18 protein-coding genes and 1 other RNA gene are annotated in these 18356 nt (G+C 59.8%); 11 read left to right on the forward strand and 8 right to left on the reverse strand.

The window, feature by feature from the left end; translation table 11 throughout:
• The first annotated feature begins 97 nt into the window (after positions 1 to 97).
• Positions 98 to 3907, forward strand: coding sequence for an AsmA family protein (locus RDA78_RS16470; RefSeq protein WP_434050905.1), 3810 nt, complete (start codon positions 98 to 100; stop codon positions 3905 to 3907).
• Between the two features lie 16 nt (positions 3908 to 3923).
• Here the strand turns inward: RDA78_RS16470 and RDA78_RS16475 are convergent, their stop codons facing one another.
• From RDA78_RS16475 to ssrA, 4 genes are all read right to left on the reverse strand, one after another.
• Positions 3924 to 4136 (reverse strand): ribbon-helix-helix domain-containing protein, encoded by a 213-nt coding sequence (locus RDA78_RS16475; RefSeq protein ID WP_434050906.1) that lies wholly within the window; start codon positions 4134 to 4136, stop codon positions 3924 to 3926.
• A 5-nt stretch (positions 4137 to 4141) separates the two neighbouring features.
• Positions 4142 to 4339, reverse strand: a complete 198-nt coding sequence (locus RDA78_RS16480; RefSeq protein ID WP_434050907.1) for a DUF4169 family protein — start codon at positions 4337 to 4339, stop codon at positions 4142 to 4144.
• A gap of 15 nt (positions 4340 to 4354) precedes the next feature.
• The gene (locus RDA78_RS16485) at positions 4355 to 4933 is read right to left on the reverse strand and encodes an SspB family protein (RefSeq protein ID WP_434050908.1); all 579 of its coding nucleotides are present in this window, start codon (positions 4931 to 4933) and stop codon (positions 4355 to 4357) included.
• 183 nt (positions 4934 to 5116) lie between these two features.
• Positions 5117 to 5488: a transfer-messenger RNA gene (gene ssrA, locus RDA78_RS16490) on the reverse strand.
• A 160-nt stretch (positions 5489 to 5648) separates the two neighbouring features.
• Here ssrA and RDA78_RS16495 point away from each other — a divergent pair.
• A complete protein-coding gene (locus RDA78_RS16495; protein ID WP_434056163.1) occupies positions 5649 to 6443 on the forward strand; it encodes a thymidylate synthase in 795 nt (264 codons plus the stop codon).
• 20 nt (positions 6444 to 6463) lie between these two features.
• On the opposite strand, the gene RDA78_RS16500 is transcribed toward RDA78_RS16495, so the two are convergent.
• A complete protein-coding gene (locus tag RDA78_RS16500) occupies positions 6464 to 7855 on the reverse strand; it encodes a multicopper oxidase domain-containing protein (RefSeq protein ID WP_434050909.1) in 1392 nt (463 codons plus the stop codon).
• Positions 7856 to 8018: 163 nt separating this feature from the next.
• On the opposite strand from RDA78_RS16500, the gene RDA78_RS16505 reads away from it, so the two are divergent.
• Together RDA78_RS16505 and RDA78_RS16510 are read left to right on the forward strand one after the other, a co-directional pair.
• Positions 8019 to 9092, forward strand: a complete 1074-nt coding sequence (locus RDA78_RS16505; RefSeq protein ID WP_434050910.1) for a serine hydrolase domain-containing protein — start codon at positions 8019 to 8021, stop codon at positions 9090 to 9092.
• Between the two features lie 225 nt (positions 9093 to 9317).
• Positions 9318 to 9614: a GIY-YIG nuclease family protein gene (locus tag RDA78_RS16510; RefSeq protein ID WP_434050911.1), complete on the forward strand. Its 297-nt coding sequence runs from the start codon at positions 9318 to 9320 to the stop codon at positions 9612 to 9614.
• Between the two features lie 383 nt (positions 9615 to 9997).
• On the opposite strand, the gene RDA78_RS16515 is transcribed toward RDA78_RS16510, so the two are convergent.
• Positions 9998 to 10678, reverse strand: a complete 681-nt coding sequence (locus RDA78_RS16515) for a DUF2461 domain-containing protein (protein WP_434050912.1) — start codon at positions 10676 to 10678, stop codon at positions 9998 to 10000.
• Complete coding sequence (locus tag RDA78_RS16520) at positions 10678 to 11049, reverse strand: TfoX/Sxy family protein (protein WP_434050913.1); 372 nt, start codon at positions 11047 to 11049, stop codon at positions 10678 to 10680. The genes RDA78_RS16515 and RDA78_RS16520 overlap by 1 nt, the downstream gene beginning before the upstream one ends.
• A 157-nt stretch (positions 11050 to 11206) precedes the next feature.
• Here RDA78_RS16520 and RDA78_RS16525 point away from each other — a divergent pair, with 157 nt between their 5' ends.
• The 6 genes from RDA78_RS16525 (at position 11207) to RDA78_RS16550 (ending at position 16360) form a co-directional block, all read left to right on the forward strand.
• Positions 11207 to 11728, forward strand: a complete 522-nt coding sequence (locus RDA78_RS16525; RefSeq protein WP_434050914.1) for a dihydrofolate reductase — start codon at positions 11207 to 11209, stop codon at positions 11726 to 11728.
• 8 nt (positions 11729 to 11736) lie between these two features.
• Positions 11737 to 12213 (forward strand): GNAT family N-acetyltransferase, encoded by a 477-nt coding sequence (locus RDA78_RS16530; RefSeq protein WP_434050915.1) that lies wholly within the window; start codon positions 11737 to 11739, stop codon positions 12211 to 12213.
• Positions 12214 to 12424: 211 nt separating this feature from the next.
• A complete protein-coding gene (hflK, locus tag RDA78_RS16535; protein WP_434050916.1) occupies positions 12425 to 13621 on the forward strand; it encodes an FtsH protease activity modulator HflK in 1197 nt (398 codons plus the stop codon).
• A gap of 2 nt (positions 13622 to 13623) precedes the next feature.
• Positions 13624 to 14559, forward strand: coding sequence for a protease modulator HflC (hflC, locus tag RDA78_RS16540; RefSeq protein WP_434050917.1), 936 nt, complete (start codon positions 13624 to 13626; stop codon positions 14557 to 14559).
• On the forward strand, positions 14556 to 14741 hold the full coding sequence (locus RDA78_RS16545) for a DUF2065 domain-containing protein (RefSeq protein WP_434050918.1): 186 nt from the start codon (positions 14556 to 14558) through the stop codon (positions 14739 to 14741). The genes hflC and RDA78_RS16545 overlap by 4 nt, the downstream gene beginning before the upstream one ends.
• Before the next feature lie 128 nt (positions 14742 to 14869).
• On the forward strand, positions 14870 to 16360 hold the full coding sequence (locus RDA78_RS16550) for a DegQ family serine endoprotease (RefSeq protein WP_434050919.1): 1491 nt from the start codon (positions 14870 to 14872) through the stop codon (positions 16358 to 16360).
• A 73-nt stretch (positions 16361 to 16433) separates the two neighbouring features.
• Here the strand turns inward: RDA78_RS16550 and serB are convergent, their stop codons facing one another.
• Positions 16434 to 17330 carry a phosphoserine phosphatase SerB gene (gene serB / locus RDA78_RS16555; protein ID WP_434050920.1) on the reverse strand — a complete coding sequence of 299 codons (897 nt, stop codon included), beginning with the start codon at positions 17328 to 17330 and terminating at the stop codon, positions 16434 to 16436.
• Here serB and miaA point away from each other — a divergent pair.
• Entirely contained in the window at positions 17329 to 18279 is a 951-nt protein-coding gene (gene miaA, locus RDA78_RS16560) for a tRNA (adenosine(37)-N6)-dimethylallyltransferase MiaA (RefSeq protein ID WP_434050921.1), read from the forward strand. The genes serB and miaA overlap by 2 nt on opposite strands.
• The last annotated feature ends 77 nt before the right edge of the window (positions 18280 to 18356 follow it).

An 18356-nucleotide genomic window follows, 5' to 3' on the forward strand; every position in this document is an offset into this window, starting at 1 on the left:
TGCGCTAAGTGTCCCGCGCTGGGGCCGGTGACTTTGGTGAGCAAGGAGACAAGGCCTGAACTCCGTTTACATCACGTTGGGAATTTCCGTCATTCTGGTGCTTGTCGCAGCGCTGGTGGGGCCGTTCTTTATTGACTGGACTGTTTACCGTTCGACGTTCGAATCTTACGCAGAGCGTGCGCTCGGGCACAAGGTCACTGTGCTCGGGGAAGCGGATCTGCGGCTTTTGCCCGCGCCGTCGCTCAGTTTTTCCGATGTGCGCGTCGGGGAAGCCGAGGATCCGCTGCTCGTCGTGTCGCAATTCAACGTCCGCATCGAGTTGCCGCCTCTGCTGAAAGGGGAAATCCGGGTCATCGACATGGAGCTGGACCGGCCTCATCTGGCCCTTTCGCTTGATGAAAGCGGCAGGCTGGACTGGCTGACCGCCCGCACGTCCGATGGCGCTCTCGCCAATCTTCCACCCGAAGACGTTGCGTTTGAAAAGATCACCATACGCGACGGTGCGCTTTCCATCGTCGATGCCCGGTCCGGCGAGACCCACCGGATCGACGATGGCAATCTTGCCGTCAGTGCCCGTTCCCTTGCCGGGCCGTTCAAGGCTACCGGAAGTCTGACGCTTGAGGGTTCGACCTACAACCTGTCTATCGCCACAGGCCGCGCGCAAGAGGATCTCGGGATCCGGATCAAGGGCGAACTGACGCCGACAGACTGGGCGGTGAACTTCGCCTTCGACGGGATGCTGCAACAGACCGATGCAGCTCCGGCGTTCGACGGCACCTTCAACATCGCTTCCATTGTGCTCGATGAAGAGGCCGGCAGGAGCTGGTCGTCCGAAGGCCGCTTCACGGCTGACATCGCCGAGGTTGCGGTGCCGGAGTTCGAATTCAGGTACGGACCGGAGGACAGGCGCCTCAGTGTCAGCGGCAGTGCCGATCTGGTCTACGCCGGTGACAAGCGATTTGAAGTCCGGGCACGGTCAAAGCAGGTTGATCTTGACCGTCTTCTTGGCGGCGGTCCGCAGGCTCCTGTTGAGATCAATTCCGCAGGCGGGCAACTGATTTCCGCTCTGCGTGCCGTACCCTTGCCCCCCATAGACGGTGCGATTTCACTCGATGTGCCCGCGGTTGTTGCCGGTGGCGGGATAATCCAGAATGTCCGTCTCGACCTGGAAACGATGCTGGGTGGCTGGCGGGTTGCACGGCTTGCCGGCCGTTTGCCCGGGCGCACCCTGGTGGCGACCCAGGGCGATCTTGGGCTTGAACCGGCAATGAGCTACCGGGGTGCTCTGTCCGTCAGTTCCGATCAGCCAGGCTCGTTCCTGGGCTGGTGGCGGCAGAAAGACGGCAGTGCCTCCGCCATGGAGCCGATCGCGCTTGAAGGAAGGCTGAACCTTCTTCCGGAAGGCGCCGCGCTCAACAATCTGCGGCTTACGCTCGCCGGTTCGGAAGCGCGCGGTGGTCTGGCGTATCGCAGACCGCGCAGCGGCGCCGATGAGTTTTCGCTCAACCTGGAGGCGGATCGCCTGGATCTCGACGCGGTCGAGAGCATCGCCGCCCTGATGCGGCCCCAGGCGAGTGCCGACGGCGCGCCGGTTGAAACGCCCGAGCTCAACGTTTCGGTGCGCCTCAGGGCGAAGGAAGTCGTTGCGCGCGGTGTTGACGGCAAGGGATTGGCGCTTGAGGCAGACTATGCGGACGGCGGTGTCCGCATCGACCGGCTCTTTGCCGAGGATCTCGCGGGAGCACGCCTGGATGTGACGGGCGAGATCAAGAACCTCTTTTCCGCACCTGAAGGAGCCGTCGCCGGCGAATTGGAAGCGCGGGATTTGTCCGGCCTTGTTGCGCTGGCTGGAAGCGTGTTCCCGGAGAGTGCCTTCGCGGACCGGCTGGAGAAAGCGGCTGGGAGTCTGGTGCCGGCGAGCTTCCAGGGCGAGTTCAAGGCAGCGGCGGTCGGCGGCGAGACGGATATGACGCTCACGCTGGACGGGCTAGCCGGCGGAGCGGAAGCGGCTTTCAGCGCAGGGTTGAAAGGGCGCGTTGACGATTGGCACGACGCTGAAGTGCAGCTTTCTGTCGGGCTCAAGGGTCCTGACGGCGGCAAGCTTCTGCAGCAACTCGGCTTCGATATCATCCCCTTGAACGAAAACGATGGCGGGCGGCTTTACGTGATCGCTTCAGGTGTGCCGTCGAACAGGTTGGCGGTCCAGTTGGATGCCGCGATTGGAACGTCCGAGCTGACGGCGGATGGCGGTCTGGTGATCACGAAAGATGCCGACACAACATACGATGTCGCTGTTTCCGCGAAGACTGACGATCTGGCGCCGATCGCCCTGATGGCCGGTCGGGTGCTGCCTGTGATGACCGGGACACTCCCGGCTGAAATTTCGTTCGGTTTCAAGGGACAGGGAAGTGAAATAGAAATCAGTGATGCGGCGGGCAGCATCGGCAAGACGACGTTCCAGGGTGCGCTGGCCGGTGATCTTGAACCGGCTCCCGGCGAACGCAACCGCCGTTTCAGCGGGCGTCTCGTGTCACGCCAGGCGGATTTGCGTGGCCTCACAGAACTCGTTCTGGGACCTGATCAATGGTTCGCCGCCGGGGACGGTTCCAGCATCTGGCCGGCAGTTCCCTTCGGCGCACCACTTCTGGACCGGCTTGATGTCACGCTTGCGTTTGAAGCAGACCGCCTGATGCTGGATGATCAGACGGAGATTTCCAATCCGCGTGCGGAGATACGGCTCTCACCGACCCTGATGCGCCTCGATGGTTTGAGCGGTGCATTTGCAGGCGGCGGCTTGACGGGGAGCCTGTCCGTTCAGCGCTCGGACGCGGAAGCCGCGTTCTCCGGGCGCGTGAAGCTGGACCGTGCGGATGTTCGTCAACTGGCCTGGAGGCCGGGCAACCGGGCCGTTGCGTCGGGGACACTTGATCTGTTTCTTGAATTCGAAGGGGCCGGGCGGTCGATTTCCGCAATTGTTTCAGGGCTGAATGGAGGCGGGACATTCTCGCTGGAAGCGGGCGACTTCCGGGGCCTCAATCCGCAGGCTTTTCCTCTCGTGACGCGCGCGGCCGATGCCGGACTTGAACTCCAGGACGACCGGATCAGGGAGGTCTTCGTCAGCCACATGAGCGCGGGAAGTCTGCCTTTCGATCGGGTCGACGGCACGCTGACGCTCGTTGGCGGCCGGCTGAGTGCACGGAATGTCGTGGTGGATTCAGCCCGGGCGGAAATCTTCGGATCGGCCGAGCTTGATCTGAGATCCTACGATCTTGATGCCGATTTCTCGCTCAAGATCGATCCGGGTGAGGACGCGGTCACGGGGGCCGAACCCCAGGTTGGACTGCTGTTCGAAGGGCCGGTGGACACGCCCGTGCGCCGCGTCGATATCGCGCCGTTTACCGCCTATCTCACCCTTCGTGCCTTCGAGCAGGAAGTTGAGCGCGTTGAAAAACTGCAGGCGGAGATCCTTGAAAGAGACCGGCTTGTCCGCGAATTAAGACGTCAGCGACAAGCAAGGGAGCGGCGCGTGCGCGAGGCCGAGGCGGCCGCGCTTGCAGCGGAGGAACTGGAGCGGCTGAGGCTGGAGGAAGAGGCGCGGGCGCTTGAACAGCAATCGGAACAGCGGATCGAAGAGGAGGCTGCCCAGCCGGGCGAGCCGGCACCAGCTCCAGCTCCCTTGCCGAGACAGCAGAGCAACCTGCAGCAGGACGGGAACGACGAAGCTTTCGCGGAGCGGATTCGGGCCCTTCTGGGAGACGACGGCCCGCAGACGACCCAGTCGGTTCCCAGCTCCACACCGCCTTCCAAACCGGGCACCAATCTTCCGCCGCTCGACCCGCCGGTCTCGATAGAGGACCTGATCACTCAGGATGTGGGCGCTCCGCTGGTACTGCCCGGAGCGCAGTAGGCTGGAGAGCCTCCAGTCAGGTTGCCTTGACGTGGCGCAGCACCCACAGTCTGACTGCTGAAGACAATGGATCCTCTGTATCGCGGCTGTCGTCGATTTCGGCGATCAGGCTGGCGAGCGACCGTTTCTCGGATCTTACGTGGCCGTCGACAACATCCCAGAATTCAGGCTCGAGCGCGAGGCTCGTGCGGTGACCGTGAAGGGACAGGGACCTTTTGACAAGCGGCATCAGGATCAGGCTGTGTCGTCGTCGGAAGGGGACAGGCGGTGACCGTCGACCGTTTTCTCCAGCTCGTCTCGCCGTCTGCGCGCAGCGTCCCGCTCAGCCCTGGTCCGGCCGAATTTCCGACGGTTGTCTTGGGCTTGCTTTTCGCTGTCCTCGCGCTGCTTTCGCTTGCGCGCCTGGCGCAGATTGACGATCTCCGCGCTCATCCATGTCTCCGTTGATCACGTCTTCTTGCGGAATGCGTCGAGGGAAACAACTTCCCCGCCACCGTCACCATCGGATGCCTTGGCGGCGGGTTTCTCGGCGTCGTCCTTCTCCGGCGGCGAGGCATCGGCTTCCTTTATGTCACCGGTGTTCTCGGTCGAGTTTTCCAGCTGTTCCTGTTCGGCCTTGGCAAGTTCCTCAACCGCTTCAAGCAGTTCTTCAGGCAATTCCTCGGCGGTCTTGCCGGGATCGAACTCGAGAGCGAACTGAACGGAAGGGTCAAAGAAGCCCTTGATCGCCGAAAAGGGAACCAGAAGCTTCTCGGGAACGCCGCCAAACGACAATCCAACTTCAAACGCATGTTCGCCGATCGCCAGATCCCAGAACTGGTGCTGCAGCACGATGGTCATTTCCTGCGGATAACGTTCCTTTAGTCTCTGGGAGATGCGAACGCCCGGCGCATTCGTGTCGAAGGCGATGTAGAAATGATGTTCGCCCGGCAATCCGGTGCGGCCGACCTCGGCCAGGATCTTCTTGACTGCGCCCCGGAGTGCGTCCTGGATCAGAATATCGTATCGCAGAAGGTCTTCAGACATCAGTTCTCGTCGAATCTTGCTTTGATTTCGTGCCGTCTATCCCACCTTGACGGCCCTTCGGCAAAAAGAAAAGCCAATTTTCCAAGTGATACCAGAATAATGAGTCTTTCCTGAGAAGGCTAAGTCAATGCATGCATAACGCCGTGACTTGTGCCTTTGTCTCTGGTTTCTCGGGGATGGAAAAGTGAAGGCTTCTGTTGCCAGGTGCCTTCGAACCCCGCCTGCCGGTGCTAACCCAACAGGACTTTAAAGGACTACTGGCACTGCATTACGCAGCGACAGCGTTGTCCATAGCATAGTTGTCGTTTGCAACTATTAGAACAGCCCGATAACGGTGGTACAATGCCGAGCAAAAGCACAGTCTTTACGCCCTCGTCGATCCTATTTCGCCCCCGCCGAAACTCACGTTTCTTCCGGTGGAAAGCCCCGTGGGCTTGGGTGGAGGCGCCGGGTACCGCCCCCGGGTCCGATAGGTTTATTGCACTGACAGTTTATTGCCATAGCTGGCGAACCAGCACGTCTGATATAAGTGTTTCAGCCCTGAATTGAAAGTGGTTTTGCGTTTGCAGGCGTGTTTCGCAGCCAGCACAGGCTGCGTGGCATCCATAACCTCGGCCACCGGGATCTGGGGAAAGTGCCGGGCAGGGGATGCGTTTTCACGAGAATCTGCGAAGTTATCGTTATTCACTCAAACCCGCGTCCGAAAGGCATTGCCGTGCAGCAATATCTCGACCTCCTGACAAAAATTCTGGATGAGGGAGTGGACAGGGGCGATCGCACCGGCACCGGTACACGGTCGGTTTTCGGATACCAGATGCGGTTCGATCTGGCCCAGGGCTTTCCGGTGGTCACGACCAAGAAGCTGCATCTCAGATCCATCATTCATGAACTGCTCTGGTTCCTCGCGGGTGATACCAACATTCGTTATCTCAACGAGAACGGCGTGAAAATCTGGGATGACTGGGCGGATGAAAATGGGGAGCTCGGACCGGTATACGGCTATCAGTGGCGGTCGTGGCCGGCACCGGACGGCCGGTCCATCGACCAGATCGAAAAACTTCTTGAGATGATCCGCACCAGCCCGGAGAGCCGCCGGTTGATCGTGTCGGCCTGGAACCCGGCGCTGGTCGATGAGATGGCGCTGCCTCCGTGCCACTCCCTGTTCCAGTTTTATGTCGCGGACGGCAAACTTTCCTGCCAGCTCTATCAGCGCTCTGCCGACGTGTTCCTTGGCGTACCCTTCAACATCGCCTCCTACGCGCTCCTGACCATGATGGTGGCGCAGGTGACCGGGCTGAAGCCGGGCGACTTCGTGCACACGCTCGGCGATGCGCATCTTTACTCCAACCATTTCGATCAGGCGCGCGAACAGCTCACCCGCGCGGCACGCCCGCTGCCGGAGATGAGGATCAATCCGGACGTCACGGATCTGTTCGCGTTCAGGTTCGAGGATTTCGAACTGGTCGGCTACGACCCGCACCCGCATATTGCGGCACCAATCGCGGTGTAAACGCTTTTTCCCCCGGCTGCTCAAACCACCTCGAACCACGTCATCATGCCCGAGGCCGCGTGGCCGAGCATGTGGCAATGGATCAGCCACTTGCCGGGATTGTCGGCAACGAGGGCGATCTTGACCGTTTCCTGAGGCTGCGTGGTGAAAGTGTCGCGCCAGTCCTGGTGTTCGAGCGGCTCTCCGTCCCGTTCCAGGACGCGGAAGTGATGCCCGTGGATGTGCATCGCGTGTGCGAAGCTGGTGTCGTTACGGCTTTCCAGAACGACCGTCTCGCCGCGCCTGGCGTTGAACATCGGCTCGCCCTGCATGCCCGCTACGCCGTTGAAGGTCCAGAACCGGCCGTCCTGTACCATCTTGCGGACCTCGTCTTCCGTTCGCTCCTGCAGCAGCGCACGCATGCCGCCCATGGCGCCGCCCTGCATCACGAGGGGCAGTTCAAGAGCGTCGGCAAGATCCGGTTCCGGCAGCCTGTTGACCGGGGGAAGCCTCAAGGAACCGTCCAGACCATTGGCATCTGAGACCTGAAAATTGGCAAAGGCGAAGGGCTGTCCGGTCATCATTTCAAGCGGAAGGCTGCCTGATTCCATGGGCTTCAGGGCAAGATCCATCCGTTGTGCGGGGCCCAGTTGCACGATCCCGGAGACATCGCGCGGTTCGGGCAAGGTCTGGCCATCGAGCGCAATCACCTTCGCGCCCATGCGTTCCGGGGCGAGGTCGAGGATCCTGGAGGCGGACACGTTGATCAGGCGCAGTCGGTGCCAGCGGCCTTTCTGCAGGGGGATATCGGGCAGGGAGACACCGTTGACCGTCAGCCAGTTGCCGAGCCGGCCGGCATGAGAGAAATCATGACGTGCACCAAAGCTCGCCGTGTCGAGCACGCCGTTCTCATCGAGGCGCCAGTCACTCAGAACCAGGTTGATATCCGTATCACTGGAGAATATCTCGTCGAGGTCCTCGACGATCAGTGGTCCGGCGAGGCCGCGCGGCACCTGGTTCCAGCTCATGTTGTGCGCATGGTACCAGTAGGTACCCGCATCCGGTGCGCGGAAATCGTAGTCGAAACTTTCGCCGGGCTGGACTGCTTGTTGGGTGACGCCCGCAACCCCGTCCATCGCATTGTCGATGCGGATGCCGTGCCAGTGGACGGATGTCGGCTGGTCGAGTTCGTTGATGAATCGGACCTTGACACGGTCGCCCTGTTTGACGCGGATTTCCGGTCCCGGGAGACGGTTGTTGTAGAGCCAAAGGGGAGAGGCGCCGCCCTTCTCGCCATAAAGCTTTGCTTCACCGGCAGCTGCTCTCAATTCCAGAAAACCGTCCTGACCCTGCGCAAGTGTTACCTGCGGCAAAGCCGCCGCCGCGCATCCGGCGAGCGTGGTTTTCAAAAATGACCTGCGATCCAAATCCATCTCCGCTTCGTTTGAAGGCCTTGGCTTGTGCGGTCTTATGATGTTTCCAGCCGCTGGAAGGTCAAGTCCGGGATTGGGACACAGATATCGACGCAATATTGTTCAGATTGATTTGTAGCCTGTTGTCAGCAATTGCCAAAGCCGAACGATCAGGATGGAACCCATGACACCAACGACCGATGCGCTATCTCTGTCGCCGCACGCGATCGCTGCCGAGAATAACGGTTTCGATCCGATGATCGGCCGCAAGCTTATGGCTGGCGTGGAATCGGGCCTTCTCCGGCACCTCCATGTCGTGCTGGCCGAACGGGGAGGCGAGACCGTTCTTGAGAGCTACGGCAAGGGAGCCGACGAGGATTGGGGCCGGCCCATCGGCAATGTCGAATTCGGGCCCGAAACGCTCCATGACCTGCGCTCGATCACCAAGAGCATCGTTAGCCTGCTTTACGACATTGCGCTGGAAAGGGGCCTGGTCCCGCGCATCGACACGCCGCTAATGAGCGAATTTTCCGGCTATCCGGACCTTGGCGCAGACCCTGCGCGGATGGAGAGGACCATTGAGCACGCGCTGACCATGAGCCTCGGCATGGACTGGGACGAGACCAAGCCATACACGGACCCGGAAAACAGCGAGATCGCCATGGAACATGCCCCGGATCGTTACCGCTACATCCTGGAGCGCGATCTCGTCGCGGAGCCCGGAACACGCTGGATCTACAGCGGCGGGGCGACGGCGCTGGTTGGCAGGATCATCGAAATCGGCACCGGGCAAACGCTTCCGGAATTTGCGAAGAACGTCCTTTTCGACCCGCTTGGCATCGAGACGTTCAAATGGTCCGCGGGCAGGGATGGAACGCACTCGCCCGCCTCGGGCGTCCGGCTGACCGCACCCGATCTTCTGAAAATCGGCCGCCTGGTGCTCAACGACGGCGTCTGGGAGGGGCGCAGCGTCGTTCCGGAGGCCTGGCTCAGGGCGTCGCTCCGGCCCGTTCTGGCGACCGGTGAGGGCGTCGACTACGGTTATTTCTGGTTTTGCGGGAAGGCTCCGGTCGCAGCGCTTGGCGGGCCGGTGCCCTGGTTCGGTGGTTTCGGCAACGGCGGCCAGCGGCTGTTCGTCTGTCCGCAAGCCGATGTGGCGGCAGTCATCTATTCGGGCAACTACAACAACTGGATGGCCTGGATCCCGCCAACCAGGGTGTGGCTCGAAATCATCCTCGCCAACCTGCAGAAGGCTTGAAGGGCGGTTGGTGTCGTTAATCGGTGCTTGCGGCCGATCCTTCGAGACGCCGCTGGCGCGGCTCCTCAGGATGAGGCAAAGTTTGCGGCAGCTACAGCTGCTTTTGCTGAAAACACAACCTCATCCTGAGGAAGGCCGGAGGCCTGTCTCGAAGGATAGGCCACTTGTTGAGTTTCTCAATCTTTAGTAGATTTTTTTGAAAGCACAATTCAAACAAGAGGGCGAATGGCGGCAATCGTCTACATTCTAAGGTGTTCAAACGGCAGCTACTACACGGGTATTACGCAGAAAGACCTGGAAAGCCGGGTCAGTGAACACCAGCAAGGTGTCCACGACGGCTACACGGCGCGGCACAGACCGGTCACCCTTGTCTTCAATTGTGTTTTCGACCGGATTACCGATGCGATTGCTTGTGAACGCCAGATAAAGGGTTGGCGACGTGAGAAGAAGGAGGCTCTCATCCGGGGCGACTATGAACTGCTTCCTGAATTGGCGGCTCGGAGGGGAAAGAAGACATTGTGAGCCAACGGCCGATCCTTCGAGACGCCGCTGGCGCGGCTCCTCAGGATGAGGTTGTGTTTTGATAAGAATTTCAGTGATTGCAATAAACCAAAACCTCATCCTGAGGAGGGCCGTGAGGTCCGTCTAAACACAACTGGTCATGCCATGGCTTGACCATGGCATCCATGCCGATTCGCTTCTGTTTGGCACATGTTTTCCGCGCGGCAACGTCAGGGCATGGATTGCCAGATCAAGTCTGGCAATGACGACGAATAGATTTGTTGCCGACTCGCAACAAGCCTCCGCTTCGCCTCCCAGACCTCATCCTGATGAAGCGCGCGCGCGCTGTCTCGAAGGATGGGCTGCGCAATCGGTGGTGGCGAAAAGGCGTGAGTTGCTCATGGTCAGGACGTTTTGGAAAGGTTCACGAGCCAGGTCCAGAACGCCAGTGTGGGTTTCCAGGCGTCGACGAGGTAACTTGCCGCCCCGCCGCCTGAAACCGGACCCGTGTCCTTGATCGACATCCAGACGGCCAGTCCCTTGTGGCGGGCGAGATCCGCGTGTTGATGATCTTTCGGAAATCCGCGTGGCGGCTTGGAAAGATCCGCCGCCGACCGTTCGAAACCCCTTGCCTCCAGGTCCGACAGGAGAGCCGCGATTTCGTCCCCGTTGCCGTTTTCGAGGGTTTGGAGATACGACCCCAGGGCCGCTTTGGAAAACGCCATGCATCCGGTTCCGAGGCGGATGTGCTCGGGTTCGAAGGAGACAAAGAAACTTGGCGGCTGCGCATCTCTTCCTTCAAACGCCTTGCCCTTGGGCCAGAATGCCATTCTGACATGTGCGTTGTAGGGCGTTTTGTCTTTGGAAAATCTCAAATCCCGGTTGATCCGGAATTGCTTGGACACTGTTTCCTGACCCGTCAGTCCGGCCAGTTTCTCGGTGAGATCGGCGCGCAAGCCATCGGCAGGTTTCTTGACGACCCGTTGGTAGTCCGTCTTGTGAGCATCAAACCATTGCCTGGAGTTATTGGCCTTCAGGTTTGCAAGAAATGCAAATGTCTCAGCCGAAAAACCTTGTGATGGCATCAGGCGGTCCTCCTGGCCGGTTTCCCTCCCGGTCTCGGTGCTTTGGGAGGCAATGAGCATACATAATTGCGCGCCATGTCGACCCAGGCTTTGAGGTCTGCGTCGCTTTCAATACCTTCGGGCTCGATCCGGATGAAGCCGGGCATCGGCCGGCCAGCCGGCCTGCAGGGGGCGGCATTGGGCCTTGTCAGGGCCTCGGCTTCCTGCTCCTTGCCGACTCGCGCCATCAGTCCGCGTTTTGATGCGCACACAAGCATGTTGCCGTTGACCATGAAGCAGGTCGACCCGAACATCTTTTTCTGCTCGACGTTCGTTTCCGGGATCAGGGCCCGGGTGCGTTCGATCAACACGGTTTCCATCAAGTCTGACATTTTGAAGTTTCCTGTCCTGCCGGGTTCCTTGCCGAGGACGCGCACGGATCGGGAAATCCGACAGGCCCCTTGAAAAGAGCGCGCGAAAAGCTCTCCGCACATTGATTTTTATGCTAGGAGGCGCACTCGGAAAAGGAAACGGGATTCGGAGACCCTCTTGCCGGAACTTGTTCTCATAGCTGCCGTTGCCCGCAACGGTGTCATCGGTGCGGATAACGACATGCCCTGGAGGCTGTCGTCCGACATGAAGTATTTCAAGCGCCTCACACTCGGAAAACCGGTGATCATGGGACGCAAGACGTTTCTGTCATTTGGCGGGCGGCCGCTGCCGGGCCGTCCCCACATCGTTATATCGCGTGATCCCGACTATGCGCCCGCGGGTGTCGAGACAGCGACATCCTGGCCAATCGCGCGTGAAAAGGCCGAACGACTTGCCGAAGGCCTCGAGGTTGGTGAATTTTTCTGTATTGGTGGTGGCCAGATCTACGCTGAGGCAGTCGGCGATGCCTCCCGTCTGGAGATCACTGAGGTCGATGCGGAGCCGGATGGCGATACGCGTTTCCCGTTCATCGACCCGGGGGTGTGGGAAGAGGTGAACCGTGTGGCCGGAGAGCGGACGGAAAAAGACAGCGCCGGTTTCACCTTCGTGACCTATCGCCGCCTGTCCGGCGTGAACTGAGTATCAGAATGGAATTCGAAACTTCCCAGAGCGCTAAATGGTGCCGCCTGCAGCAAATGTCGCCGATCGATGTGCACGATCTTCTCAAGCTGCGGCAGGATGTCTTTGTCATCGAGCAAAACTCGCTCTATCAGGACATCGACGGAAAGGACCCCGAAGCACTGCACCTGCTCGTGCGTGACGCGGCGTCCGGGTCGCTGGTCGGAACCGTCCGCGTGACCGAAGACGTTTCGGCGGAAAAGGCAAGGATCGGACGGGTGGTGATTGCGCCGCGCGCGCGCGGAACGGGGCTCGGCCGGAAACTGATGCTTGCGGGGATCGAAAAGGTTGAGCAAATCCTGCCCTCGGGTACGATCGATCTGTCGGCGCAGGCCCATCTGGAGGGCTTCTACCGGTCTTTGGGGTTCGAGACTGTGTCGGACGAATATCTCGAAGATGGCATTGCGCATGTCGACATGACCCGAAGGTGCGGGGCGGGCAATTAACCCTTTGCCCAGATCTTTCGGTGGCGGCGACTTGACACCGCCACAATTGCCCACCACCTGCGGCACGGGAAAACACATGGGTTTTACGCGGAAAGTATGCCGGGCTTCGCATTGAAAGCTTCCGGTAACCTCCCTATAACCAACGGTGAGTCAGAACGGGTGAAAGCCCATGTCCGGCGGCTGACGCCGGAGTTCAAAGAAGGAAGTCTTGATGCCTTGGAGCAATCAGTCAGGCGGCGGCGGCCCCTGGAAGGGTGGCGGAAACAATGGCGGCCCATGGGGCGGCGGCGGCGGCGGTAACAACAACGGTCCCTGGGGCGGAGGCCCGAACCGGGGCGGGGGCGGCGGTGGCAACCCGCCGGATCTCGAAGAACTGCTGAAAAAGACCCAGGACCGCATGAAAACCGTGCTTCCTGGCGGCGGCGGTGGCGGCATCGGTTTCGCGGGAGTCCTGATTGTGGTCGGCATCGGCATTGTCGGCTGGCTGCTCACGGGCATCTACACGGTTGATGAAGGCGAGCGCGGTGTTGAGCTGGTTCTCGGCGACGTTGTCGGACTGACATCCCCGGGCCTGAACTACAATTTGCCTTACCCGATCGGTGAGGTTTACAAGCCTGCGGTCGAACTTCAGCGTGAAACGACGGTTGGTGTGGACGAGACCTTCTCCACTTCCGGGGCAGTGCGTGCACGCGACATTCCCGAGGAAAGCCTGATGCTGACGGGCGATGAAAACATCGTCGACGTTGGCTTCAAGGTGCTGTGGCGTATCAAGAACACGACTGACGGGGTCACCGACTACCTGTTCAACATCCAGGAACCGGCAGCCACGGTGAAAGCGGTCGCGGAAAGCGCGATGCGTGAAGTCGTTGGCGGTTCGAACATTGACTCCATCCTGACCGAGAACCGTGTTTCGATCCAGAATGACGTTGCCACGCTGATGCAGTCGACGCTCGATTCCTATCGTGCCGGTGTCGAGATTGCCGAAGTGCAGATGCAGCGAGTCGACCCGCCGGCACAGGTTATCGAATCGTTCCGTGACGTTCAGGCGGCCCGAGCCGACCAGGAGCGTATTCGCAATGAGGCGGAAGCTTACGCAAACAGGATCGTTCCTGAAGCCCGCGGTCAGGCTGCACGCGTTCTGGAACAGGCAAACGGTTACAAGGACCAGACGATTGCGGAAGCGACCGGTCAGTCGCAGCGTTTCAGCAAGATCTACGAACAGTACGAAAAAGCGCCCGACGTGACCCGGGAACGTCTCTATCTTGAGACGCTGGAAAAAGTTCTCGGATCCAACAACAAGATCATCATCGACAGCGACACTTCAGGCTCCGGCGTTCTGCCGTTCCTGCCGCTGAACGAGTTGAACAGAGGCGGCAGCGCGCCCGCCACGCGGACAGGAGGTAACTGATCATGCGTAGCGGTATTCTCGTAATTGTTCTCGCCGTCGTTGCCGTTGTCGGTTACTTGTCGGTCTACGTGGTTAATCCAACCCAGCAGGCGCTGGTTCTGCGCTTCGGTCAGATCACCGAAGCTCCGAAAACCGAGCCTGGACTCTATTTCAAGATCCCGTTCGTTCAGAACGTCGTCTTTCTGGACAAGCGCATCCTGAACCTCAACATGCCACCGCTTGAGCCGATTTCGTCGGACAAGAAGCGGCTGATCGTGGATGCGTTCGCGCGCTACCGGATCTCCGACCCGGTTCTCTTCTACCAGCGTGTTCAGAACGTTTTGACGGCCAACCGGCGTCTGTCGACACTGCTGCAGTCGACGCTGCGTTCGGAAGTCGGCCGGACAAGTTTCGTGGCACTGGTGCGTGACGACCGGTCCGGCGTGATGGAAAACATCCGCCGTGACGTCAGTGCCAATGCCGAGGAGCTCGGGATCGAGGTGATCGACGTGAAGATCCGCCGCGCGGACCTTCCGGACGCCAACTCCCAGGCGATTTATGCACGGATGCAGACGGAACGTCAGCGTGAAGCGACGGAAATCCGGGCACAGGGTGAAGAGCAATCCCGCCGTATCCGGTCCCGTGCGGATCGCGATGCGACGGTTATCGAAGCTGAGGCCAACCGGGATGCAGAAATCATCCGCGGTGACGGCGATGCGGAGCGGAACCGGATCTTTGCCGAAGCATTCGGTGCCGATCCGGAGTTTTTTGCCTTCTACCGGTCCATGCAGGCTTATGAATCTGGATTGCAATCAGGTGATACCAGCCTCGTGCTGTCTCCCGATTCCAGCTTCTTCCGGTTCTTCAAGGACCCGACCGGTGTGAATGCGCCGGCCGGGAGCGGTGATGACGGCGGGACGGGGATCTCGACCCGGTCGCCCTCTCTCGCCGCGCAATGAATGACTTTGTAACCGCGCTTGGGCTGGTTCTGGTCATCGAAGGGGTTCTTTATGCGCTCATGCCTGGCGGCATGAAAAGCATGATGCGGAGCGCCCTGGAAACATCGGACCAGACCTTGCGCGTTGCAGGTGTCGTCGTTGCCGTCGTGGGGCTTATATTTGTGTGGATCATACGCGGATAACGAAAAGTTTCCGGGCGGGAGGGGCAAAAATCTCCCGCCCGTTCTATATTCTGACTACAAGTCGTTAGAAGTTACCGGCTGTGTTCATTGTCGGACAGTCCTATCGGAAGGGATGAGGAGAAAGCCCTATGGCTCCAAATTTTGTTCGCCGTCGCATGTCCCGGATCGCGTTTGCCGCGGCGGGGCTCGTGCTTGGCGGAATGGTCGCATTTCAACCGGTCCAGATCGCGCAGGCGCAGGGTCCGGTGTCGGTCGCCGACCTCGCGGAAAACCTGGCGGATGCGGTCGTCAACATCTCGACCGCCCAGACCGTACAGGGGCGCAGGTCGGTCCCGATGCCCCAGGTGCCCGACGGATCTCCGTTCCAGGAGTTCTTCGAGGAATTTTTCAATCGCCAGAACCGGGACAACGAACAGGCTCCGCGCCGCGTTCAGTCGCTGGGCTCGGGTTTCGTCATTGACGGAACCGAAGGCATCATCATCACCAACAATCACGTGATTGAAGGTGCCGACGAGATCACCGCCAATTTCAACGACGGTACCGCGCTCCGTGCAGAGATCATCGGCACAGATGAGAAAACCGACCTGGCCGTTCTCAAGGTCGAGCCGGAAACTCCGCTGAAGGCAGTCGATTTCGGTAATTCCGAAACGATCCGTGTCGGTGACTGGGTGATGGCGATCGGCAATCCGTTCGGCCTCGGCGGCACGGTCACGGTCGGGATCGTTTCTGCCCGCAATCGCGACATCAATTCCGGCCCGTATGACAATTTCATCCAGACCGATGCGTCGATCAACCGGGGCAATTCGGGCGGTCCGCTGTTTGACATGCAGGGCAACGTGATCGGCATCAACACGGCGATCATTTCGCCGTCCGGCGGCTCGATCGGCATCGGCTTCGCCATTCCGGCAAAAACCGCCATGCGCGTTATCGATCAGTTGCGCGAATTCGGTGAAACCCGGCGCGGCTGGCTGGGTGTCCGCATTCAGGAAGTCACCGACGAGATCGCCGAGAGCCTTGCCATGAACGAGGCGATGGGCGCGCTGGTGGCCGGTGTCACCGAAAACGGCCCTGCAGCGAAAGCTAAGATCGAAGCCGGGGACGTCATCATCAAGTTCGATGGCAATGAAGTTGAGGAAATGCGCGAATTGCCGCGCATGGTCGCCGAAACCGCCATTGGCAAGGAAGTCGAGGTTGTCGTTCTGCGCAAGGGTGAGGAAGTCACCATAAGCGTTGTCCTTGAACGTCTGGAAGAAAGCACACCGACAGAGGCGAGTGTTACCGAAGACGAAGAACCGGCCGAGGAACCCGTCGCGAAAAGCGAAGTTCTCGGAATGATGCTGGCGGAACTGGACGATGAGTTGCGCGAGCAGTTCTCTATCGATGCCGACGTGACCGGTGTTGTGGTGACCGAGGTTCTGCCGGACACGTCTGCTGCAGAAAAGCGGATCACCGCCGGTGACGTGATCAAGGAAGTTGCCCAGGAGCCGGTGGAAACACCAGCCGAGGTGGCATCGGAAATCGACAAGCTGAAAGATGACGGACGCCGTTCTGCTCTGCTGCTTCTGTCAAATCCGACCGGTGATGTCCGGTTCGTTCCGGTCAGGATCGAAGACGAATAGATCCGGAGCAAACTCCGCAAAAACAAAGGGCGCCCGATATGGCGCCCTTTATGTTTTAGGCTCTCGCAGCCGATCAGCTCAGGACAAAATCCTTTTCCGAGTAACCCTGCAAGTACAAGAGAGCTGTCAAATCGCCGTGGTCGATCCGGAAGTCTGCAACTTCCGCGACGGCCAGCTTGGCGCGGTAGGCAACGCCGGCACCAGCGCGTTCGATCATTGCAAGATCATTTGCGCCGTCTCCGACCGCCAGTGTCTCACTGAAATCGAGAGCCCGTTCGGCAACCAACTCTTCCAGGCGTTCGCGCTTGGCGTCGCGACCGAGAATGGGTTCTGCGACCTTGCCGGTCAGCTTGCCGTCTTGCTCCAGAAGCGTATTCGCCCGGTTCTCGTCGAAACCGATCATGGCAGATACGGACTTTGTGAAATGCGTGAAGCCGCCTGAAACAAGTGCACAATAGGCACCGTTCGCCTTCATGGTCTGAACCAGCGTCCGGCCGCCGGGCATCAACACAATCCGGTTGCTGAGCACCGTACCAATCGCAGAGACCGGGAGTCCTGCGAGCAGGCCAACTCTCTCCCGCAAGGCAGGTTCGAATTCGATGTCACCGCGCATGGCGCGCTCGGTGATGTCGGATATCTTTTCTTTGAGCCCTAGTTCGGCTGCCAGTTCGTCAATGCATTCCTGGCGGATCATGGTGGAATCCATGTCGGCGATCAAAAGGCGCTTGCGGCGACCCTTCTCAGGTTGCACAAAGACGTCGACCGGTGCCGCGCCGATGATATCGCGAATGCGCGACGCAGTTGCTGCAGCGGTTTCGTCAGAGCCCTCAATTCGAACGTCGGCAGCAACTCCAGGGCTCAGGATCTTTGCGGCAGACTCTTGTCCCAGGGCCTGCGTGACCCGGTCGACAAGATCCTGATCGACGGCCGGAGACGTCGGGGTAGACACCAAAGTGGCAACAAAAGACATGGACGCATCCTTGGAACGCAAGAGCAAACAGCCTGACAACGGCCGCGTCATCCTGATAGCGGGACCGACCGCAAGCGGCAAGTCCGCTTTCGCTCTCAAAGTCGCTGCAGAATGCAATGGCGTGATTGTAAATGCGGATTCCATGCAGCTTTACGAGGATCTGCGAATTGTCAGTGCCCGTCCGAGCGCGGAAGAAGAAGAGCTGGTGCCGCATCGGCTCTACGGGATCCTGCCGGCGTCCACCGCTTTCTCGACCGGCGCCTGGCTGCGGCGCGCTTCCTCTGAGATTGCCGGATTGCGGGCGGACGGCAGGGCGCCCGTCGTTGTCGGCGGAACCGGGCTCTATTTCAAGGGACTGACCGACGGTTTCGCCGACATGCCGGAAATACCCGATGACGTTCGTCAGGCTGCACGTGATCTGAGCGACCGCGAGGGAGTGGATGGGTTACGTGCCGCGCTGGCACGGGAAGGGGACGCGGAGGCCTCGGTGGCTCTCAATGACCCTCAACGCCTTTCCAGGGCGCTTGAAGTGATTGTCGCGACCGGAAAACCGTTGAGATTCTGGCAGGCCTCGGCACAGACAGCTCCGTTCCTTTCCGCAGACGAGACGATCCGGATCGTACTGGCACCACCGCGTCACTGGCTGCATGCGCGGATCGAGCAGCGTGCCCGCCTCATGCTCGGCGAAGCGGGAATCGGCGAAGTCAGAGCGCTGCTGGACAAAGGACTATCTTCGGAATTGCCTGCCATGAGGGCGATCGGTGTCGCCGAGATTCGCGAATTCCTGTCCGGTGAGACGGGTTATGAAGAGACCGTCCACAGGCTCACTGTTGCGACGCGGCAGTACGCGAAACGTCAGGAGACCTGGTTCCGCAATCAAATGCCGCACTGGCAACGGATTGATCCATCGGAGGGAATCGGAGCAGATGAGATCGTTGCGCAGCTATAATTTAACTTAGTCAACTTAAAGGCGGTGCGCTGCAGCATGGTGTTTTAAGGTAACCTGTTGGTAATACGCATATATTT

The sequence above is a fragment of the Roseibium sp. genome, assembly GCF_051016195.1.
Lineage (GTDB): Bacteria > Pseudomonadota > Alphaproteobacteria > Rhizobiales > Stappiaceae > Roseibium.